Source organism: Humibacter ginsengisoli, from assembly GCF_054780095.1.
Map to the genome: position 1 here is coordinate 376166 of NZ_BAAGWZ010000003.1, position 19202 is coordinate 395367.

19 protein-coding genes, 1 rRNA gene and 1 pseudogene are annotated in these 19202 nt (G+C 68.8%); 4 read left to right on the top strand and 17 right to left on the bottom strand.

Annotation, left to right across the window (positions count from 1 at the left end):
• Positions 1-89: 89 nt before the first annotated feature.
• From der to ACYVI5_RS06535, 7 genes are read right to left on the bottom strand one after another with little or no spacing between them, the layout of a single operon-like run.
• Positions 90-1616 (bottom strand): ribosome-associated GTPase EngA, encoded by a 1527-nt coding sequence (gene der, locus ACYVI5_RS06505; RefSeq protein WP_460533582.1) that lies wholly within the window; start codon positions 1614-1616, stop codon positions 90-92.
• Complete coding sequence (cmk, locus tag ACYVI5_RS06510; protein WP_460579480.1) at positions 1609-2328, bottom strand: (d)CMP kinase; 720 nt, start codon at positions 2326-2328, stop codon at positions 1609-1611. The genes der and cmk overlap by 8 nt, the downstream gene beginning before the upstream one ends.
• The gene (locus tag ACYVI5_RS06515; protein ID WP_460579481.1) at positions 2325-3431 is read right to left on the bottom strand and encodes a prephenate dehydrogenase; all 1107 of its coding nucleotides are present in this window, start codon (positions 3429-3431) and stop codon (positions 2325-2327) included. Before ACYVI5_RS06515 ends, cmk begins: the two co-directional genes overlap by 4 nt.
• Positions 3428-4249, bottom strand: a complete 822-nt coding sequence (locus tag ACYVI5_RS06520; RefSeq protein WP_460579482.1) for a pseudouridine synthase — start codon at positions 4247-4249, stop codon at positions 3428-3430. The genes ACYVI5_RS06515 and ACYVI5_RS06520 overlap by 4 nt, the downstream gene beginning before the upstream one ends.
• The gene (scpB, locus tag ACYVI5_RS06525) at positions 4239-4877 is read right to left on the bottom strand and encodes an SMC-Scp complex subunit ScpB (protein ID WP_460533569.1); all 639 of its coding nucleotides are present in this window, start codon (positions 4875-4877) and stop codon (positions 4239-4241) included. Before scpB ends, ACYVI5_RS06520 begins: the two co-directional genes overlap by 11 nt.
• Positions 4870-5730 carry a segregation and condensation protein A gene (locus ACYVI5_RS06530; RefSeq protein ID WP_460533566.1) on the bottom strand — a complete coding sequence of 287 codons (861 nt, stop codon included), beginning with the start codon at positions 5728-5730 and terminating at the stop codon, positions 4870-4872. Before ACYVI5_RS06530 ends, scpB begins: the two co-directional genes overlap by 8 nt.
• Positions 5714-6610: a ParA family protein gene (locus tag ACYVI5_RS06535; protein ID WP_460533563.1), complete on the bottom strand. Its 897-nt coding sequence runs from the start codon at positions 6608-6610 to the stop codon at positions 5714-5716. Before ACYVI5_RS06535 ends, ACYVI5_RS06530 begins: the two co-directional genes overlap by 17 nt.
• Before the next feature lie 243 nt (positions 6611-6853).
• Here ACYVI5_RS06535 and ACYVI5_RS06540 point away from each other — a divergent pair, with 243 nt between their 5' ends.
• Positions 6854-7846 (top strand): BPSS1187 family protein, encoded by a 993-nt coding sequence (locus ACYVI5_RS06540; protein ID WP_460579483.1) that lies wholly within the window; start codon positions 6854-6856, stop codon positions 7844-7846.
• Positions 7847-7856: 10 nt separating this feature from the next.
• Here ACYVI5_RS06540 and xerD read toward each other — a convergent pair whose 3' ends face one another.
• The 3 genes and pseudogenes from xerD to ACYVI5_RS06555 form a co-directional block, all read right to left on the bottom strand.
• The gene (gene xerD, locus ACYVI5_RS06545; protein ID WP_460579505.1) at positions 7857-8774 is read right to left on the bottom strand and encodes a site-specific tyrosine recombinase XerD; all 918 of its coding nucleotides are present in this window, start codon (positions 8772-8774) and stop codon (positions 7857-7859) included.
• Between the two features lie 158 nt (positions 8775-8932).
• Positions 8933-9418, bottom strand: a pseudogene (locus ACYVI5_RS06550) (NUDIX domain-containing protein); the annotation flags it as partial.
• Complete coding sequence (locus tag ACYVI5_RS06555; protein ID WP_460579506.1) at positions 9411-11117, bottom strand: CTP synthase; 1707 nt, start codon at positions 11115-11117, stop codon at positions 9411-9413. The gene ACYVI5_RS06555 and the pseudogene ACYVI5_RS06550, both read right to left, overlap by 8 nt.
• A gap of 124 nt (positions 11118-11241) precedes the next feature.
• Here ACYVI5_RS06555 and ACYVI5_RS06560 point away from each other — a divergent pair, with 124 nt between their 5' ends.
• A complete protein-coding gene (locus ACYVI5_RS06560) occupies positions 11242-11562 on the top strand; it encodes an ArsR/SmtB family transcription factor (protein WP_460533543.1) in 321 nt (106 codons plus the stop codon).
• A 27-nt stretch (positions 11563-11589) separates the two neighbouring features.
• On the top strand, positions 11590-12078 hold the full coding sequence (locus ACYVI5_RS06565) for an SRPBCC family protein (protein ID WP_460533541.1): 489 nt from the start codon (positions 11590-11592) through the stop codon (positions 12076-12078).
• A gap of 18 nt (positions 12079-12096) precedes the next feature.
• Here ACYVI5_RS06565 and recN read toward each other — a convergent pair whose 3' ends face one another.
• Genes recN through ACYVI5_RS06595 form a run of 6 tightly spaced genes read right to left on the bottom strand, consistent with a single transcriptional unit; the run spans position 12097 to position 17615 of the window.
• Positions 12097-13818 carry a DNA repair protein RecN gene (gene recN / locus ACYVI5_RS06570; RefSeq protein WP_460579484.1) on the bottom strand — a complete coding sequence of 574 codons (1722 nt, stop codon included), beginning with the start codon at positions 13816-13818 and terminating at the stop codon, positions 12097-12099.
• Positions 13811-14728, bottom strand: a complete 918-nt coding sequence (locus ACYVI5_RS06575) for an NAD kinase (RefSeq protein ID WP_460534031.1) — start codon at positions 14726-14728, stop codon at positions 13811-13813. The genes recN and ACYVI5_RS06575 overlap by 8 nt, the downstream gene beginning before the upstream one ends.
• 2 nt (positions 14729-14730) lie before the next feature.
• Positions 14731-15630 (bottom strand): TlyA family RNA methyltransferase, encoded by a 900-nt coding sequence (locus ACYVI5_RS06580; RefSeq protein ID WP_460579485.1) that lies wholly within the window; start codon positions 15628-15630, stop codon positions 14731-14733.
• Positions 15623-15784: a hypothetical protein gene (locus tag ACYVI5_RS06585; protein ID WP_460579486.1), complete on the bottom strand. Its 162-nt coding sequence runs from the start codon at positions 15782-15784 to the stop codon at positions 15623-15625. Before ACYVI5_RS06585 ends, ACYVI5_RS06580 begins: the two co-directional genes overlap by 8 nt.
• Before the next feature lie 48 nt (positions 15785-15832).
• Positions 15833-16864 (bottom strand): HAD-IIA family hydrolase, encoded by a 1032-nt coding sequence (locus tag ACYVI5_RS06590; protein WP_460579507.1) that lies wholly within the window; start codon positions 16862-16864, stop codon positions 15833-15835.
• Complete coding sequence (locus ACYVI5_RS06595) at positions 16854-17615, bottom strand: hypothetical protein (protein ID WP_460579487.1); 762 nt, start codon at positions 17613-17615, stop codon at positions 16854-16856. Before ACYVI5_RS06595 ends, ACYVI5_RS06590 begins: the two co-directional genes overlap by 11 nt.
• 210 nt (positions 17616-17825) lie before the next feature.
• On the opposite strand from ACYVI5_RS06595, the gene ACYVI5_RS06600 reads away from it, so the two are divergent.
• Positions 17826-18434, top strand: coding sequence for a hypothetical protein (locus ACYVI5_RS06600; protein ID WP_460579488.1), 609 nt, complete (start codon positions 17826-17828; stop codon positions 18432-18434).
• A gap of 547 nt (positions 18435-18981) precedes the next feature.
• Here ACYVI5_RS06600 and rrf read toward each other — a convergent pair.
• Positions 18982-19098 (bottom strand): 5S ribosomal RNA (gene rrf, locus ACYVI5_RS06605).
• Positions 19099-19202 lie beyond the last annotated feature (104 nt).

Below are 19202 nucleotides of genomic sequence, written 5' to 3' on the forward strand. Positions count from 1 at the left end.
CACCACCGCAACAAGTGAGACTAGGTGCATGCGCCGACCCTGGGCGCATGGCGCCCGGTCTCAGCGCATACGGCTAGTCTCGCGAAAAACTAGCGCCGCCGCTTCTCGCGAACGCGCATATTCAGCACTATCGGGGTGCCCTCGAAGCCGTAGATTTCGCGCAGTCGGCGCTGGATGTACCTCCGGTAGCCGGGGTCGAGGAACCCGGTCGTGAACAGCACGAAGGTCGGCGGCCGGCTCGAGGCCTGCGTTCCGAACAGGATGCGAGGCTGTTTGCCTCCGCGCACCGGGTGTGGATGCGCCGCCGTCAGCTCGGCGAGGAACGCGTTGAACTTGCCGGTGGGGATGCGCGTGTCCCATGACTCCAGCGCCGTCTCGAGCGCGGGGACCAGCTTCTCCAGGTGCCGTCCGGTGCGTGCAGAGATGTTCACCCGGGGTGCCCACGACACGTGCGCGAGGTCCTGCTCGATCTCGCGCTCCAGGTAGCGGCGCCGGTCGTCGTCGAGCAGGTCCCACTTGTTGTATGCGAGCACGAGCGCGCGCCCGCTCTCCAGAACGAGGTCGATGATGCGAACATCCTGCTCGCTGATCGGCTCGCTCACATCGAGTACGACGACGGCGACCTCGGCCTTCTCCAGCGCCGTGCTCGTGCGCAGCGACGCATAGAAGTCGGCGCCCTGCTGCAGGTGGACGCGGCGACGGATGCCCGCGGTGTCGACGAAGCGCCACACGCGTCCGCCGAGTTCGATCTGCTCGTCCACCGGGTCGCGGGTGGTGCCGGCGAGGTCGTTGACGACCACGCGCTCCTCCCCCGCCGCCTTGTTCAGCAGGCTCGACTTGCCCACGTTGGGCCGCCCGACGATGGCGACGCGACGCGGACCACCGATCTCGCGCTGCGCGAAGGCGGATTCTGTGGGCAGCACCTTCAGCACCTCGTCGAGCAGGTCGGCGACTCCCCTGCCGTGCAGTGCGCTGACCGGATGCGGCTCCCCCAGCCCCAGCGACCACAGCTCGGTCGCTTGCGGCTCGTGGCGGGCGTCATCCACCTTGTTCGCGACGAGGAACACGGGCTTCTTCGACTTGCGCAGCAACCGAACGACGTGCTCGTCGGTGGATGTCGCGCCCACGTTCGCGTCGACCACGAACATCACCACGTCTGCGAGGTCGATCGCGACCTCGGCCTGCGCAGCGACCGAGGCGTCGATGCCCTTCGCGTCGGGCTCCCATCCGCCGGTGTCGACCACGCTGAAACGGCGGTCGTTCCATTCCGCCTGGTACGTGACGCGGTCCCGCGTCACACCGGGCACGTCCTCGACGACGGCCTCGCGACGGCCGAGAATGCGGTTCACGAGCGCGGACTTGCCCACGTTCGGGCGCCCGACGATCGCGACGACCGGCAGCGCGGGCAGGTACTGGATCTCGTCCGGGTTCTCGGTGACGGCATCCAGCACGTCAAGGTCGGCGTCGTCGAGCTCGTAGTCCTCGAGACCGGCCCGCAGAGCGTTGGCTCGCTGGTGGGCGAGGTCGTCGTCCACGTTCGCCAGACGTTCGACGAGGTCGTCGGGACCCGCCTCGAAGTCGTCGGCGGCGCGTTCGGTGGGATGGGCGTCAGACATCCGTTCCTCCTCGAGACGGGGCGGCCCCGCGCGCGTCTGCGGCGCGCGCGGCCTGGATCACGTCGATCACGGCGTCGACGGTCTCATCGAAATCCAAGTCGGTGGAATCCACCGTGGTCACACCCTCTGCCGCGGTCATGAAGTCGACCACCTGCAGGTCTGCGTGGTCGCGGGCGTGCAGCTGCGCCGCGACATCCGCTGCGGCGTGCCCGTCGAGTTCGCCCGCCCGGCGGGCCGCGCGCACCTCGGGCGCCGCGGTCAGCAGGATGCGCACCGGAGCGTCGGGCGCCACCACCGTCGTGATGTCGCGGCCCTCGGCGACGATCCCCTCGTGGTCCGTGCCTGCCAGCAGTCCTCGGAACAGTTCGTTCAGCCGCAGCCGCACCTCCGGGATGCGGGCCACGGCGCTCACCCGCGCCGACACCTCGGGATCGCGGATGTCTGTGGTGACGTCGGTCCCACCCACGAAGACCCGGAGGCGGCCGGGTTCCGTGTCGATGCGGTAGTCGAAGTCGGCGATGGCGTCGACCACGGCGCCCATGTCGGTCACGTCGATGCCGCGTCGCATCGCGAACCAGGTCAGCGCGCGGTAGGCCGCGCCGGTATCGAGGAACGCGAAGCCGAGGCGGGAAGCGACGGCCTTGCTCACGCTGGACTTGCCGCTGCCCGCGGGCCCGTCCACGGCGACGACGATGGGAGTGGGCTCGGTCATCCGGCGGTCCTCCATCCTCGTGCCGAGAGGTCTTCGATCGCTCGGGTCTTCACCTCGGGCAGCACCGCGATCTCGGCCAGGCCGATCTGCGCGCCGGGCGAGTGCTCCAGCCGCAAGTCTTCGATGTTGACCCCTATCTCGCCCAGCTCGGTGAACAACCGCCCGAGCTCGCCCGGCCGGTCGTCGACCATGACGACGATGCCCGCGTAGCGGCGATCCTGCCCGTGCTTGCCGGGAAGCCCGGCCACCCCGGCGTTGCCGGCGGCGAGATCCTGCGCGATCGCGCGGCGGGCACCGGATGCCTCGACATCCGCCAGTGCGCTCATAACGGCGTCGAGATCGTCGCGGTACGCCCGCAGGATGTCCACCACGGCGGGCGCATTGGCCGACAGGATCTGCACCCACAGCTCGGGGTCGCTGGAGGCGATGCGGGTCACGTCGCGCACGCCCTGCCCGGCGAGCGCCAGAGCGGACGACGGCGCACCGTCCAACCGTTTGGCCATCAGCGACGACACCACCTGCGGTGCGTGCGATACGAGTGCCACCGCCGCGTCGTGCTCGTCCGCAGGCAGCGTGACGGGTGTCGCGTCCAGGTCGAGGATGAGGTGCTCGATCGCCACGACGCGCTCTCGCGGCACCTCCGGTCGCGGGCACACCACCCACGGCCGTCCGATGAAAAGGTCCGCGCGGGCGGCGATCGCCCCGCCGCGCTCCCGGCCGGCGAGCGGGTGTGAGCCGACGTACCGGCTCAAGTCGACGGGGCCGAGTTCGGTGCCGAGGTGTTCGAGCTCGGTGAGCAGCGCGCCTTTCACGCTGGCGACATCCGTCACCGTGGCATCCGGGAACGCCGCGAGCTCGGCTGCGACGACGGATGCCGTGGCGTCCGGCGGCACCGCCACGACGATCACCGACGGGTCATCGCCCTCGTGCGGCAACCGACCCGCACCGTAGTCGACGGCGAGCCTCAGACCGGCGCGAGAGGCATCCGCCAGGATGACGTCGACACCGCGCGACCGCAGGCCCAGCCCGATCGATGCCCCGAGCAGCCCGGCCCCCACGACGCGCACGCTGCCGTCGAGGCGCGCGACAGGGTTCTGATTCACGTTCGCTCCGATTTCGACCTGGCAAGAGTGAGCACCTGGCCGAGCTCGATTTTAGTCAACTCGCGGGTATCGCCCGACCGCAGGCTGCCCAGCTTCAGCGGCCCGAACTGGCGTCGCACGAGAGCGGTGACAGGATGCCCGACCGCGTCGAGCATGCGCCGCACGATTCGGTTGCGCCCGGAGTGCAGCGTCACCTCCACGATGCTCTGCCCGCCGGATGCCTGCACCAGCCGCGCCTTGTCCGCCGCGATCGGACCGTCGTCGAGCTCGATCCCGCGCATGAGCTTCGCCATCGTGGCCGGCATCACGCTCCCCCGCACGGTCGCGATGTAGGTCTTGGTGACGCCGAACGATGGATGCGCGAGCACGTTCGCCACCTCGCCGTCGTTGGTCAGCAGCAGCAGGCCGCTGGTGTCGGCATCCAGCCGGCCCACATTGAAGAGCCGCACCTCGTACCGGTCGGCGAACTGCGTCAGGTCGGGACGGCCACGGTCATCGCGCATCGAACTGACCACGCCGGTCGGCTTGTTCAACATGACGTAGTGCTTGGAGGCATCCAGCTGCACGGCGATGCCGTCCACCTCCAGTCGATCCACGGCGGCGTCGATGCGGCTGCCGAGTTCGCGCACGACCTCGCCGTTCACGCGCACGCGGCCCTCGATGATGAGCTGCTCGCTCACCCTGCGCGATGCCACACCGGCCGCCGCCATCACCTTCTGCAGACGCTCCCCCGGCTCCGAACCGATATCTGCGCGATCGGCACCGTTGCGGGCATCCGGCTTCTCGGCCGGCCCGCGGCCGGCTCTGTCAGCGCACATCGCCCTCGAACCCTTCCGCACCATCGGCGAGCAGAGGCGAGATGAGCGGGAGCTCCTCGATCGAGTTGATGCCCAGCTGCTGCAACAGCAGGTCGGTCGTGCCGTAGTTGATCGCACCGGTCTCGGCGTCCGTGAACAGCTCCGTGATGAGCCCGCGGGACAGCAATGTGCGCACGACGGAGTCGACGTTCACGGCACGGATGGACGCGATAGCGCCCCGGGTGATCGGCTGGCGGTAGGCGACCACGGCGAGGGTCTCGAGCGCCGCCTGGGACAGCTTGGCGGGCGCCTGCTCGCTGACGAAGTCGGTCACGAGGCTGTCGTACTCGGCGCGCACGTAGAGCCGCCAGCCGCCTCCGACCTCGCGCAGCTCGAAGCCGCGGACCGGTCCACCGGTCTCGCCGTCGAAGTCGGCGACGAGCCCGTCGATCGCCTGCCGCACGGCGGCGACGGGCGCGCCGACCGCGGTCGCCAGGGTCACCAGCGGGAGCGGCTCGTCCGCCACCATGAGTACGGCCTCGATCGCCCTCGGCACGTCGTACGCATGCTTCTCCTCGTGCGGGGGTTCTGCCTGCTCCGTTGATTCCGGCGGCGGTTGCAGGTCGAAGGACTGCGCGTCATCATCCATAGTCGGCTCCCAGGTTCGCCAGATTCTCGTCGGACCAGGCATCCGCCACCCATCTGATGGTCAGTTCGCCCAGGGGTTCCAGTTGCTCGAACGCCACCGCCGCGAACCGGTACAGTTCCAGAACGGCCACGAACCGTGCGACGATCACGCCTTTGCGCTCGGCGCCGGCAATCAGCTCGCGGAACGTGTGCGGCGTGCCGCGCCTCAGCTGCGCCACGACGAGCGCAGCCTGCTCGCGCACGCTCACGAGAGGCGCGTGCAGATGATCGAGCTCGACCACGGGGATCGCCTTCGGCGCGAACGCGAGCTCGGCTATGGCCGCGAAGTCGTCGACGCTGAGCGTCCACTGCAGCTCTGGTTCGCGTGATCGATACTTCTCTTCCAGGCGCACGGAGCGTGGATGCCTGGCCCACTCCGCCTCAAGGCGCTGCGCGAACCAGGTGGAGGCCTCCTTGAAGGCGCGGTACTGCAGCAACCTGGCGAACAGCAGATCGCGCGCTTCGAGCAGGGCGACATCCTCGGCGTCGACGAGTTCTCCCTGCGGCAGAAGGCCTGCGACCTTCAGGTCGAGGAGCGTGGCGGCCACCACGAGGAACTCGCTGGCCTGGTCGAGCTCATCCGCGGTGTCGATGTTTTTGAGGTATGCGATGAATTCGTCGGTCACCTTGCTCAGCGCGACCTCGGTGATGTCCAGTTCGTGCCGCCCGATGAGGCTCAGCAGCAGGTCGAACGGCCCCTCGAACACCTCGAGTGCCACACGGAACGACGGTGCACCCGCTGCACCCTCGACGACGTCGCTCTCGACGGCATCCTGTGCGTCGTGCTGCGCCGACGGCTCAGGCGGCGGCGCCACGGAAGACCAGTTCCCGCGCCAGCTGACGGTAGGCGTCGGCTGCCTGGTGCTCAGGCGCGAACTGGGTGATCGGCGTGGCCGCGACGCTTGCGTCGGGGAACTTCACCGTGCGGCTGATCACGGTCTCGAGCACCTTGTCGCCGAACGCGTCGACCACTCGTTCGAGGACCTCGCGCGAGTGCAGCGTGCGGGCGTCGTACATCGTCGCCAGGATGCCGTCGAGCTCAAGAGCGGGATTGAGGCGCTCGCGCACCTTGTCGATCGTCTCGATGAGCAGAGCGACACCGCGCAGCGCGAAGTACTCGCACTCCAGCGGGATGAGCACCCCGTGGCTGGCGGTGAGCGCGTTGACGGTGAGGATGCCCAGCGACGGCTGGCAGTCGATCAGCACGACGTCATAGTCTCCCGCGACCTTGCGCAGCACGCGGGCGAGGGCCTGCTCACGGGCGACCTCGTTCACGAGGTGCACCTCGGCCGCCGAGAGATCGATGTTCGCCGGGATGACGTCGAGTCCCGGCGTCGCCGTGTGCTGGATGGCCTCGGCCGGGTCGTGGGCGGTGGAGAGCAGCAGGTCGTAGATGGTGACGGCCTCGTGGGTGGCGACGCCGAGCCCAGCCGACAGCGCACCCTGCGGGTCGAAGTCGATCGCCAGCACCTTGCGCCCGTATTCGGCGAGCGCCGCGCCGAGGTTGATGCTCGAGGTGGTCTTGCCCACGCCGCCCTTCTGGTTGCACAGGGCGATGACCCGGGCGGGCCCGTGCTCCGTGAGCGCCGGAGGGATCGGGAACTGGCGCAGCGGACGTCCCGTCGGGCCCAGCGTTTCGACGGCGGTGCCGCCGAGGCCCGGCAGTTCCTGCTCGTCGGCTGGAATACGCGCCACGACTTCTCCGCTCGGCTCTGCTTGACTCTGGCTCAAGGATTCGCGATCGAGTCTATCGAGCATCGGGATGGTGAACAGTCCGGAACGCCGCCGTTCCGCAGGCGCAGCACCGGATCCGCACCGCGGAGTCGGGTTCCCGGCGCCGGCGACCGCCGCCGATGCTGTGGAATCCCTGAGCGGGCTCGCACCCTTGAGCGGCCCGCCTCAAGCGCGTGGACGAAAGCTGTTGCTACCTTGGCCCGCATGAACGGCAGGCGACGCATGTGGACCACTGCTGCGTCCGCTCTTGCCATGCTGCTCGCCGGCCTGACCGCAGGCGTCGTTCCGGTGCCTCCTCCGGCGCAATACGCCCGCGCACAGACATCCGAAAGCACCGGAAGCCTGCCTTCCCAGAACGGCAAGGTGCTCAGCTTCACGCTCCCCTATCTCGCGTTGAAAGTGCACGACCCGAACGCACAGGAGGTCGCGCAGCACGCGGCGGGCGACGCCCCTCTCCTCGTCTTCCTCCCCGCAACCGGCGAGGTGCCCAACAACTACCGGGAGTATCTGGCAACGGCCGTCTCTGTGGGCTACAGCGTGCTCGGCCTCGACTACTGGAACATCGGCCGATCCGTCACGCGCACCTGCCGGGCCAACGCGGAGTGCTACACCCAACTGCAACAGAACCGGTACGACGGCTCGCACCCGTCACGGTTCAGCCGCGTGGGGGCAGCGAACTCGATCGAACGCCGTTTCGCGGCCGCCATCGCTTACCTCGAGAAGCAGGACGCGTCAGGCGACTGGGGACGGTACATCGTGGACGGGCATCCGAACTGGAGCCGCGTCGTCTTCGCCGGGCACTCCCAGGGCGGCGGCGAGTCCGCGTTCATCTCGCACTATCACCGCGTGCGCGGCGTGCTGATGTACTCCTCGCCGGTGGAGACGTATGGCGACGTCGCCGCCTCGTGGATGCGCACCCGCGGCGCGACTCCCCCGTCTCGCATGTACGGCTTCGACGACGTGCACGACATCTACTTCCACCGCATCGTGGGCTCCTGGCAGCGGCTCGGCATGGGGACTCCGGATGCCCGGCACGCGTCCCACGTGCCCACCGGCGGTCACGTGCTGCTCAGCTCACTCGACATCGGCAACCCCTTGGAGTCGCACGGCCACACCGTCGACGACGCAGGGCCGCGCACCGAGAGGGCCATGGTGTTCGCGCCGACCTGGCGCTGGATGCTCGAGCAGGTGCGCTGACGACGAACCCTCACCGCGCCCGCGGATGCGCCGTCGTGTACATGTCACGCAGCGTGTCCGCCGTGACCAGCGTGTAGATCTGCGTCGTCGCCACGGACGAGTGGCCCAGCAGCTCCTGCACCACGCGCACGTCGGCGCCGCCCTCAAGCAGGTGCGTCGCGAACGAATGTCGCAGCGTGTGCGGCGAAACGGATGCCGTGAGTTCGGCCCGCTCCGCCGCCGCACGGATGACGAGCCACGCGCTCTGCCTGCTCAGCCGCGCGCCGCGCGCACCGAGAAACAACGCGGGGGTCGCGCGCCCGCGCACCGAGTACAGCGGCCGTACCCGCACCAGGTACTCGTCAACGGCCTGTCGCGCGTAGCGGCCGAGTGGCACGATCCGCTGCTTCCTGCCCTTGCCTGTCAGCCGGATGACATCGCGCTCGATCACATCGTCCACGTTGAGGTCGACGGCCTCGGAGACCCGGGCGCCGGTCGCATACAGCAGTTCCAGCAGCGCCTTGTCGCGGATCCGCGAAGGCTCGTCCCCGTCCGTCGCCGCCAGGAGCGACTCCACCTGCGCGACGGTCAACGCCTTCGGCAAGCGAGACGGCAGCTTGGGCGGCCGCACGTCGCGCGCGGCGTCCTCCTGCACCTCCCCCTCGTCGAGGAGAAAGCGGTGCAGGCCGCGCACGGTGGAGAGCATGCGGGCGACGGATGCCGCACCCAGCCGCTGCGTCGCATCCGTCTCTCCGCGGGTCACCAGGTGCCGGGCGTAGTCGTCTACCGCACGGGGGCCGACCGCTCCCATGTCGTGGATGCCCCGCTCGGCGAGCCATTTGGCGTACGCCCCGAGGTCGCGACGGTACGCCGCGACGGTGTTGCGCGAGAGCCCGCGTTCGATTCCGACGTGCCGCAGGTACGTCCCGACCGCGGCCTCCGGAGTCATGCCACCGGACGGCTCAGCCACGATCCCCGCCGCAGCGGCTCGTCCGCCTCGCCGAGGGAGGCGTATCCGTTCGTCCGTGAGGCGACTGCGGCGAGTGACGCGAGAGCGAGCGGCCCGTTGCGCAGCCGCCGTTCGAGCACGCCGCGCACGACCTCCTCCAGCGGCACCCAGCGCACCTCGATGTCGGCCTCTTCCTCCTCGCGGGCGAACTCCTCCTCTGCGGGATGCACCCCCCTGGCCAGGTAGATGCGGATCAGCTCGTTGTTGCCGCCCGGTGTGCTCGCGAACTCGACGAGCACATTCCACTCGTCGGCGACCATGTCGGCCTCTTCGGCCAGTTCGCGTTTGGCGGCATCGAGCGGGGGCTCTCCCGTCATGTCCAGCAGCCCGGCGGGCAACTCCCAGTCCTTCGAGCGAATCGGATGCCGGTACTGCCTGATCAGCAGCGCCCGGTCCTTGTCGTCGAGCGCGAGAACTGCGACGGCACCCGTGTGGTCGACGTACTCCCGCACCACGGTGGAGCCGCCGAGATCGACCGTGTCGCGTCGCACGTCCCAGACCCGACCCCGGTACACGACGTCGGATTCGGTCACCAGCCCGGTGTAAGGCTCGTCAGCAAGATCGTCGTATGCGGCCTCAGGCATCCTCTTTCACCTCGAACAAACGCGTCGACTCCTGGCGGATGAGAGCGGCGGCGATGAGGCCGCGGAACAACGGATGCGCCCTGTTCGGCCGCGATCGCAGCTCCGGATGCGCCTGGGTCCCCACATAGAACGGGTGCGTCTCGCGCGGCAGCTCGACGTACTCCACGAGGTGGCCATCGGGCGATGTGCCGGAGAAGGCGAGCCCAGCGGCGGCGATCTGCTCACGGAAGTGGTTGTTCACCTCGTAGCGGTGACGGTGCCGCTCGGATGCCTCGTCCGCGCCGTACAGCTCGGCCACGATCGACCCGTCCTGCAGTTTCGCCGGGTACAGGCCCAGCCGCATCGTGCCGCCGAGGTCGCCGCCCGCAATGATCTCCACCTGCTCGGCCATCGTCGCGATCACCGGGAACTGCGTGTCCGGGTCGAACTCGCTGGAGGATGCCCCGTCGAGGCCGGCCTCGTTCCTCGCGTATTCGATCACCATGCACTGCAGGCCCAGGCAGAGCCCGAGCGCCGGGATTCCGTTCTCGCGCGCGAACCGCAGCGCGCCGAGCTTGCCCTCGATGCCGCGGATGCCGAAGCCGCCGGGCACGCAGATCCCGTCGACATCGGCCAGCTCTCGAGCCGCGCCCTCCGGCTCCTGGCATCCGTCGCTGGCGATCCAGCGCAGGTTCACCTTCGCCCGGTTCGCGAAGCCGCCGGCCCGCAGCGCCTCGGTGACCGACAGGTAGGCATCCGGCAGGTCGACGTACTTGCCGACGAGGCCGATGGTCACCTCGTGCTTGGGCTCGTGCACCACCTTGAGCAGGGTCTCCCAGCTCTCCCGGTCGGGCTGCTCGGCGGCGAGGCCGAGCTGGTCGACGATGTAGTCGTCGAGTCCCTGGTCGTGCAGCATGTTCGGGATGTCGTAGATGCTCGGCACGTCGACGGCGTTCACGACGGCGCGCTCGTCCACGTCGCACATCAGCGCGATCTTCTTCTTGTTGCCCTCGGAGACCGAACGGTCACTGCGCAGCACGAGCGCGTCCGGCTGGATTCCGATGGACCGCAGCGCCGCCACCGAGTGCTGCGTCGGTTTGGTCTTCTGCTCGCCCGACGCGTTCATGTACGGAACGAGCGACACGTGCACGAAGAAGCAGTTCTGGCGCCCGAGCTCGTGGCGCACCTGTCTGGCGGACTCGATGAACGGCTGCGACTCGATGTCGCCGACCGTCCCGCCGATCTCGGTGATGATGACGTCGGGCTGGGGATCGTCGGATGCCTGCAGCCGCATCCTGCGCTTGATCTCGTCGGTGATGTGCGGGATGACCTGCACGGTGTCGCCGAGGTACTCGCCGCGGCGCTCCATGGCGATCACCTGCGAGTAGATCTGCCCGGTGGTGACGTTGGCGGCCTGGCTGAGATTGATGTCGAGGAACCGCTCGTAGTGGCCGATGTCGAGGTCGGTCTCGGCGCCGTCGTCGGTGACGAAGACCTCACCGTGCTGGAACGGGTTCATCGTTCCCGGGTCGACGTTGAGGTACGGGTCCAGTTTCTGCATGACGACCCGCAGTCCGCGGGAGGTCAGCAGATTGCCGAGACTGGCGGCCGTGAGGCCCTTGCCCAAAGAAGAAACGACACCACCTGTCACGAAGATGTGCTTGGTAGTGCCGTTCGGCTTGCTGCGATCAGTTGAAGGGCCCGCGTCAGTTTTTTCCACCACGGGCTTTCATCCTATCAGCGCGTCTGCGCCCGCAGCGGACGCATGAGCACGACACACCGGCCTCGATGCCCGGGCCGAGATGACGCTTGACCTGGGGCTCCTGGCATGATTAGTTAAGGATGTGCTTAACCAAATTGACGACGTGTTCCGCGCGCTCGCCGACCCCACCCGTCGAAGCATCGTCGAGCAGCTGGCTGTTCGCGACGAGGCGGTCAGCGAACTCGCCCGTCCACTGACGATGTCGCTGCCTGCCGTCCTCCAGCACCTCGCCGTGCTGGAGGCCAGCGGGCTGGTGCGCAGCCGCAAGACGGGACGAGTGCGAACCTGCAGCCTCGACCGCGCCGTCTTCGACCGAGCGGAGAAGTGGTTCGTCGAAAGGCGACTCGCCTGGAACGACCGGCTCGACCGGCTCGGCGACTACCTCGCCGACGAGCACGAATGATCAGAAAGAGATTCGAAGGAGCGAAAGATGTCCGAACGATACGTCACTCACGACACGATGGTGCTGGAGCGCACCTACCCCGCAGACCCGCAAAAGGTCTTCCATGCCTGGACCGACGCGCGCGCCAAACGCGCCTGGTTCCTCGGCGAGGCTGACGAGGATGCCTCGAGCACCCAGTACGAGCTCGACTTCCGAGTCGACGGCCGCGAATTCTGCCGCAGCGGCGCACCGGACGGCGCGGTCTACACCTACGTCGCGCGCTACGACGACATCGTGCCCGACGAGCGGATCGTGTACACGAACTTCATGCTGCGAGGTGAGACACGCATCTCGGTGTCCCTCACCACCGTGGAGTTCCACCAATCAGGATCGGGTACGAAACTGGTGCTCACCGAGCATGGCGTCTACCTCGACGGCGAAGACCAGCCGGAATACAGAACGCAAGGCATCGAGCATCAGCTGGATGCCCTTGGTGCGGCGCTCGGATCGGCTGCGACGGCGGATGTCACGAGCTGATCGTGATACCCACCCGGTCTACGACCGGGCGCCCACGCCGTCCCTCGCAAGCTCGATGAGCTCCCGTGCGTGGGCGAGGCCGCTCTCCGAGTCGGTGAGCCCGGAAAGCAGGCGCGCCATCTCGGAGATGCGGTCGTCTCCGTCCAGCTGCCGAACGCTCGATGCCGTCACAGATCCGTCCCCCGCCTTGACCACGGTCAGGTGGTTGGTCGCGAATGCCGCAACCTGCGCGAGGTGCGTGACGACGATCACCTGAGCGGTCTCTGCGAGCTTGGCCAGTCGTCGGCCGATCTCGATCGCGGACGCCCCGCCCACCCCCGCGTCGATCTCGTCGAAAACGAACGTCGGCACGGGATCGCTCCCGGCGAGCACCACCTCGATGGCCAGCATCACCCGCGAGAGCTCCCCGCCGGACGCGCCCTTGCCGAGCGGTCGCGGCTCGGCGCCGGCGTGCGGTCGCAGCAGGATCGATACGGCGTCACGGCCTGCGAGCGTGTAGTCGTCGCGCCGCTGCACGTCCACGACGACCTCGGCATCCGCCATGGCCAACGCCGCGAGTTCTTCCGTCACGAGTGCGGCGAGCTCGTGTGCCGCTTTCGACCGGAGGTGTGAGACGGATGCCGCCAGCCGGTCGACCTCCGCCTCGTCCTCCGTGACGAGCGTGCTCAGCTGCTCGATGCGCTCCTCGTCGCCTTCCAGCTCTGCCAGACGCGTTCCACCGCTTGCGGCGCGCTCCAGCACCTCGTCGAGGCTGGGGCCGTACTTGCGTACGAGCGCGGTCAGTTCGGCACGGCGCTCCTGGATCACTTCCAAGTCTCGCGTGCCATCCGCGTCGAGCGCCGCCAGGTAGGTGGAGAGCTGCGCTGCGGCATCCTCGACCTGGAATCCGAGCCCCGCGATCGAGTCCGCCAGCGCCTGGAGTGCCGGGTCGTGCGCGCCGGCGCGCTCGAGCTCTCGGCGCGCCGTCTCCAGGAGCCCCCGCACGTCTGGCCCGTCGGAGTCCTCCGCCGACAGTGCCTCCCGGGAGACCGACGCCGCTATGCGCAACGACTCCAGGTTCGTAAGCCGCTCCGCCTGCTCCGCGAGCGCCTCGTCCTCGCCCGGTTCTGGCGCCACGGCCTCGATCTCGCTGAGCGCCACCCGCAGGTCGTCGGCCTCGCGGGCGCGGCGATCCCGCTCGTCGATGAGCTCGGCCAGTTCCTCCCGATTCGCGCTCCAGCGCCGGAACACCTGACGGTACGCGTCGAGCGCTTCCGTCAGGGGCGCCCCGGCGAACCTGTCAAGCGCCTCACGCTGTGCCGTCGCCGACCGCAACCTGATCTGGTCCGACTGTCCGTGCACGACAACGAGCTGCTCCGCGAGCTCGCCGAGAACGCTGACGGGCGCCCCGCGACCGCCGACCACCGCGCGACTGCGGCCCTCCGCCGCGACGGAGCGGCTCAGCACGAGCTCGCCATAGGATGCCTGACCGGAGTCGTCGAGGTCGCCACCGGCATCCCTGACCCGCTCGGCGACCTCTCCGTCAGCAGGGACGAGCCACCGTCCTTCCACCCACAACTGCGCGCTGCCTGACCGAACGACGGCGCTGTCGGCACGTTGACCCAGCAAAAGCCCGAGCGCCGTCACGACCATGGTCTTGCCGGCACCGGTCTCGCCGGTGAGCGCCGTGAACCCGGGCCCGAGCGGCAGCGTGGCACTCTCGATGACCCCGAGGTCGCGGATCGAGATCTCCTCAATCACGGGCGTTCGGTCCTCGCCAGCCTGTGACCGGCAGGTTGAACTTGCGCACCAGCCGGTCGGTGAACGGCGCCGTGTGCAGCCGCGCCAGCTTCACGGGGGTGTCGGATCGCGCGACCATCACCCGCGCGCCCGGCGGAAGGTCGAAGGCCCGCCTGCCGTCGCACCACAGCACGGCCGGCGTGTCGGTGCGACGCACCAACTCGACGGCGAGCACAGAGTCGGCGGCCACGACCAGCGGGCGCGAGAACAGGGCATGCGCGCTCAGCGGCACGAGCAGGAGTGCATCGAGGGTGGGCCACACGACGGGACCCCCGGCGGAGAACGAGTACGCCGTCGACCCCGTCGGGGTGGACATCACAACGCCGTCGCATCCGAAGCTCGACAGCGGCCGGCCGTCGACCTCGACGACGACCTCGATCATGCGCTCGCGACTGGCCTTCTCGATGCTCGCCTCGTTGAGCGCCCAGCTGGTGTAGATGACCTCGGTGCCGGATTTCACGCGCACGAACAATGTCATGCGCTCCTCGACGGTGTAGTCCCTGGCGACGGCGCGGCTCACCGCGAGCTCCAGGTCGTCCCGCTCGCTCTCGGCGAGGAATCCGACGTGTCCGAGGTTCACGCCCAGCAGCGGAACGTCGCAGTCCCGCACGGTCTCCGCCGCGCGCAAGATCGTTCCATCGCCCCCGAGCACGATCACGAGCTCGAGCTGATCCGGCATCACATCGTCGCCGAGCACCGCCAGCGATGCGAGATCGGATGCGGCGTCCACGAGCTCGGCGCGCTCATCCGCTCCGAGAACCGGAACGACTCCGGCGGCGATGAGCTGCCGGCACACCTGGATGCCCGCTTGGATCGAGTCCCCACGACCGGTGTGCGAAACCACGAGGAAGTACCGCCGGGGTCCGCCCACGCTCACTCTCCCACCATCGCGCCGATGTCGTTCAACCATTCTGTCGGATGCCGACCCGCGCGTGTGCTGAGCCGGATGAGGTACTCACGATTCCCGTGGCTTCCCGCGATGGGGGACGGAAGGATGCCGGCGGTCGGCATCCCGAGATCCCACGCCGCCCACATGACCGACGTGACCGCATCCTCTCGCAGCGCGGGATCGCGCACGATGCCCTCGCGGATGCCCGTGCGGCCCACCTCGAACTGCGGCTTCACGAGGAGCACGTACTCTGCGTCACGCCCGACCGCCCTCACGAGCGGAGGCAGCACCAGAGTCAGCGAGATGAACGACAGGTCGCCGACCACGATCCCGATCGCCTCGCCACCGGTGAGCTGGCCGAGCTCCGCCGTGCCGAGATACCGAACGTTGACGCCCTCGGCGACCGTGACCCTCGAGTCCGAGGCGATGGACGGCGCGAGCTGTCCGTGCCCCACGTCGAGAGCGATCACCCGCCGCGCCCCGCGTTCGAGCAGCACCTGCGTGAAGCCCCCTGTGGATGCGCCGACATCGAGCGCGGTGGCATCCGCGACCGTCTCGTCCAGGTGGAATCCGTCCAGCGCGGCGATGAGCTTGTGCGCGGCACGACTGACGTAGTGGTCCGGCGCATCGACGGTGATCTCGCCGCCCTCACGTACCCGGGCGGATGCCTTGACCACGGGCTTGCCATCCACGCTGACCCGCCCGTCGGCGATGAGCCGAGCCGCGTGGGTGCGCGACCGCGCCAGTCCTCGAGCGGTCACGGCCGCATCGAGGCGCTGATCACCCGTCTCCGACCTTGCGCCCGACGAGCCGTCGCCCGAAGAGCCCGTGGTCGCGGAAGCCCGTTCGGCCACCCCGTCGGCTCCCGCCGCGGCCTCAGGCATCCTGACGGTGGTCGTCCTGGCCCTCGAGCACCTCGGCGAGCTCCGTGTGAATGCGTGTGTACGCGTCCGCGCGTTCCTCGAGCGGACGCTCTTCGATGAGGCGCAGCCGGGACAGGAGCCCGTCGTCTCCCTCGTGCACCATTTGGTCAAGCATCAGTCCACGGTACCGCGAGGGCTATCGCCTCGGGGCCCCGGACACCGCTCACGTGTACAACTCTTCGGGAACCTCGAGCGCGTAGATGGGCCGGCCGCAGTTCCAGATGAGCGCACTGGCCGCCCGAAGCAGGTCGATCTCCCGATCGCCCCTGCGCACGATCTGCACCGCGCTGCCTTGGAGGCGCACGAATGCGTTCCGCACCTCGACCGCATCGCCGGATCGGGACACCTTCACCGCCGGATACGGCTCGTCGAGCTCACGGAGATCGGAGAGCAGGTACTGCGGTCGCTCGTCCCGGCCAGCTGCCAGCACTTGCTTCGCTCGGTCGATGCCGGTGAGCACGAGCAGAGACGGCACGCCTGCCCGGTTAGCGCCGAGGATGTCCGTGTCGAGCCGGTCGCCGATCGCCAGCGGTGCCTTCGCGCCGAATCGCTGCACCGCGAGGTCGTACATCGCCCGCTCCGGCTTTCCGGCGACGATCGGAAGCCGCCCGACTGCGGTGTGCACCGCGGAGACGAGCGTTCCGTTTCCGGGAGCCACTCCCCGTGGCTGTGGAAGCGTCCAGTCCGTGTTCGTCGCGACCCACTGCACGGATTCATCCGCCAGCGCGAAAGCCGCCTCCGCCAGCTGCGCCCACCCCACGTCCGGCGCGAACCCCTGCACCACGGCGGCCGGACGGTCCTCGGCCGAGCGCGTGACGTGGTACCCGGCCTTGTCGAGTTCCGACACGAGCCCGTCTCCCCCGACCACCAGCACTGTGGACTCGGGCTGGATGAGATCGTGCAGCATCATGACAGCCGCCTGAGGCGAGGTGATGATGTCGTCCGCGTGCACCGCGTAGCCGAGTTGGTTGAGGTGATCGGCGACGGACCGGTCGGTGCGCGAGGCGTTGTTCGTCAGGCATCCCACCCGCACGCCCTTGTCCTGGGCGCGCCTCAGTGCCTCGGCCGCATGCGGGATCGGCTCGGCGCCCGAGTACAGCACCCCGTCGAGATCGGCCAGGATGACGTCAACCCCGTCGAGCGGCGATCGCTCCGCATCTCGGCGGAACAGCCGACGCCGGCCGTCACTCCCCATCGCCGCGCTCACCGGATGCCTCGCCGCGCGCGCTATCGTCATCCGTCGCCGTATCGACCTCGGATGCTCCGTCGCCCGCATGATCGGTGGGCTCACCGTCGGCGGCATCACCGTCGCCGGGCAGCTCTTCGACGACCCCGTCGCTGGTGGCGTCCCCGCCATATCCGTCGCCGATCGCGTCTCCGCCTTCGTCTTCGACGACCATGACGTCCTCGTCGTTCTGCCCGAGCGCCTCCCGGGCGCGTTCCGCGAGGTTGCGCCATTCCTCGGACTCAGCACTACGGCCCAGGTCTTCCAGCACCGTCGCGTACGCGTCGAAGAGCGTCGGACTGTAGGAGAACGCGCGCCGACGGTCCAGCTGCGGGATCTCGAGCTCGGCCAGGGCGGCATCCGTCTGCCCGAGGTCGAGACGTGCCCCGGACATGGCGATGGCCAGCGCGACCTGCACCTCGTTGGGGAGTTCCGAACGCGGAACGGAACGTCCCTCCTCGAGGGCCCGGTCCGGCCGGCCGATACCCCGCTCGCTGTCGACGATGAGCGGCAGCTGGTCGTTCTTACCGGAGATGCGTCGATAGGTGCGCAGCTCGCGCAGTGCCAGGGCGAAGTCTCCCGTCTCGTACGCGGTGATCGCAAGCGTCTCGCGAACGATCGCGATGCGTCCGGCTCGTCGTGCGGCGGCCAGCGCGTGCCGATGCGCCAGTTCCGGGTCTTCGCCGATGAGCTGGGAGGCCATCGCAAGGTGCCGGGCCACTTCTTCGGCGTTCTCCTTGCTGAGAGTCTTCAGCTCGTTCCGAGCCGCCCTGTTGAGGTCCTTCGATGTGATCGATTCGGGCAGCTCGGGGTCATTGTGACGCGGCCGCACACTCCGTGGCGCGAATCCGCGCTCGCCCCCCTGTGCATCGTTGTCTCCCCGCCGCGACTCCGACCACGGACCCTTCTGCGAGCGGTCGCGACCCCCGTCATGTCCATATCCACGGGCGTTACGACGGTCGCTGTCACGCCCGTAATCGCGGGCACCTTCGCGCTCCCCTCGGTCCCGCTGCTGACCGCCGGCACCACGATCGGCGCCCGTGCGGCCCTCGTTGTAGCGGCGCTGGCCGGCCCCGCTTGCACCGTCGGCGCCTCTTTGGTCTCGGTAGTCGCGGCGACCATCGGAGTTCCCGCGGCCACCCGGTGCGGTGCGACGGCGGTCTCCATAATCGCGACCGCGACCGCCATTCCCGCGGTCACCCGACCCGGTCCGACCGCGGTCTCCATAATCGCGACCGCCATCGCGATTCCCGCGGTCACCCAACCCGGTCCGACCGCGGTCTCCATAATCGCGACCGCCATTCCCGCGGTCACCCGACCCGGTGCGACGATCCCCGTACGGTCGACCGTTGTCGCGGCCACCATCGCGACTCGGCCGCCGATCATTCTGGGCGCCTGTTCCGCCCGTACGCCGATCGTCCCGCCGGGGCGAACCGTCGGTACGCCGTTCATTCCACTCGTCGGCGCCACTCGCGCGCCGGTACCCACCAGCACGACGGTCGCCCGAGGACGAACGATCACCGCCAGGACGCTGGTCTGAGGACCAGCGATCACCGCGACGGCGTTCGTCCGAGCCTGGACGGTCGAACCGACCGCTGTCCCGGCCTCCGCGTCCGTCGCCACTGCGTCCCTGATCGCCAGGGCGCCGGTCGCGATCGCCGAACCGACGATCACGATCGTTCGAATGAGGCGTCGCTGTCCGGTCCACCCGCGACCGCGAGCTATCCGCACCCCTGTTCGGACCACTCCGCCGTTCCCCGTTCGCGTCTCCGCGCTGCGGGCGAAAGCTCCCAGAGTCACCGGAACGCGGACGTCCGTATCGTCCGTCCCGCCCTCCGCCGCGTCCCGTCGACGGGCGCTGCTCCGGCCGACCACCGTCAGGACGCCCGTTCTTCGGTCCTCTTCGGTCACCTTCGCCGCCAGTACTCCGCCGGGAGTCGTCGCGATCTTCCCCTCGATCGCCTCGATCGTCTCGTGCCATGTGCACAATCCTTCCCGTCGCATAGTGGGCGCGGATGCCGTGTGGTGTTGTTCGTGTGTTAAATGCGGAATGGCCACCTCGTTGGGTGGCCATTCCGTTGAAAGGAGTCCGGCGGTGTCCTACTCTCCCACAGGGTCGCCCCTGCAGTACCATCGGCGCTGGGAGTCTTAGCTTCCGGGTTCGGAATGTTTCCGGGCGTTTCCCTCTCGCTATGGCCGCCGTAACACTATTGATTTACAGTCATAACCCCCCACCTATGGTGGGGTGGTGGTGTCCCGACCGTATATCGGGAACCACATAGTGGACGCGAGCGTTTTCTTCGCCTGC